Origin of the sequence: Oribacterium sp. HCP3S3_B9 (assembly GCF_052064255.1) — a bacterium.
Classification (GTDB): domain Bacteria; phylum Bacillota; class Clostridia; order Lachnospirales; family Lachnospiraceae; genus Oribacterium.
In genome coordinates this window covers 1-1,337 of sequence record NZ_JBQHVY010000054.1, presented here as the reverse complement: position 1 = coordinate 1,337, position 1,337 = coordinate 1, and the positions used below count along the sequence as shown (strand labels likewise).

General features: G+C 52.7%; 1 rRNA gene. It reads right to left on the bottom strand.

Annotated elements, in window-relative coordinates:
- Positions 1–24: 24 nt before the first annotated feature.
- Positions 25–1,337: ribosomal RNA gene (locus ACTNC3_RS11355) — 23S ribosomal RNA — on the bottom strand; the annotation flags it as partial.

Below are 1,337 nucleotides of genomic sequence, written 5' to 3'. Positions count from 1 at the left end.
CACGCTTCACTCGTCTTGCGCACATTGGATAAGCCCTCGACCTATTAGTAACTATCACCTGAATGCTTTGCAGCACTTACAGCTTAGCCCTATCAACCTTGTAGTCTTCAAGGGGTCTTACTCTTGCGATGGGATATCTCATCTTGAGGGTGGCTTCACGCTTAGATGCCTTCAGCGTTTATCCAGTCCCGACATGCCTACCCTGCGATGGCTTTGATAGCCAACAGGTCCAACAGAGGTCAGTCCATCCCGGTCCTCTCGTACTAAGGACAGCTCCTCTCAAATATCCTACGCCCGCGCCGGATAGGGACCGAACTGTCTCACGACGTTCTGAACCCAGCTCGCGTACCGCTTTAATGGGCGAACAGCCCAACCCTTGGGACCGACTTCAGCCCCAGGATGCGATGAGCCGACATCGAGGTGCCAAACCTCCCCGTCGATGTGAACTCTTGGGGGAGATCAGCCTGTTATCCCCAGGGTAGCTTTTATCCGTTGAGCGATGGCAATCCCACTTTCATACCACCGGATCACTAAGTCCTACTTTCGTACCTGCTCGGACCGTCGCCCTCGCAGTCAGCCTCCCTTATGCCTTTGCACTCTATGGATGGTTTCCAACCATCCTGAGGGAAACTTTGAGCGCCTCCGATACTCTTTCGGAGGCGACCGCCCCAGTCAAACTCCCCACCTGACATTGTCCCATGACCAGTTCATGGCCTATAGTTAGAAATCCAATAACGCAGGGGTGGTATCCCAACAGCGACTCAATGAAAACCGAAGTCCTCACATCAAAGTCTCCCACCTATCCTGTGCATGCATTACCGAATCCCAGTATCAAGCTGGAGTAAAGCTCCATGGGGTCTTTCCGTCCTGGCGCGGGTAGCCAGCATCTTCACTGGCACTTCAATTTCACCGGATGTACTGTCGAGACAGCGCTCAAATCATTACGCCTTTCGTGCGGGTCGGAACTTACCCGACAAGGAATTTCGCTACCTTAGGACCGTTATAGTTACGGCCGCCGTTTACTGGGGCTTGAATTCAAAGCTTCGCTTGCGCTAACCTCTCCTCTTAACCTTCCAGCACCGGGCAGGCGTCAGCCCATATACTTTACCTTACGGTTTCGCATAGACCTGTGTTTTTGCTAAACAGTTGCTTGAGCCTTTTCTCTGCGGCCCACTCTCGTGGGCACCCCTTATCCCGAAGTTACGGGGTCATTTTGCCGAGTTCCTTAACAGTACTTCTTCCGTCGGCCTTAGGATTCTCTCCTCATCTACCTGTGTCGGATTGCGGTACGGGCTTATAGTACACAATAGCGGCTTTTCTCGTCACAGGATCCTGCA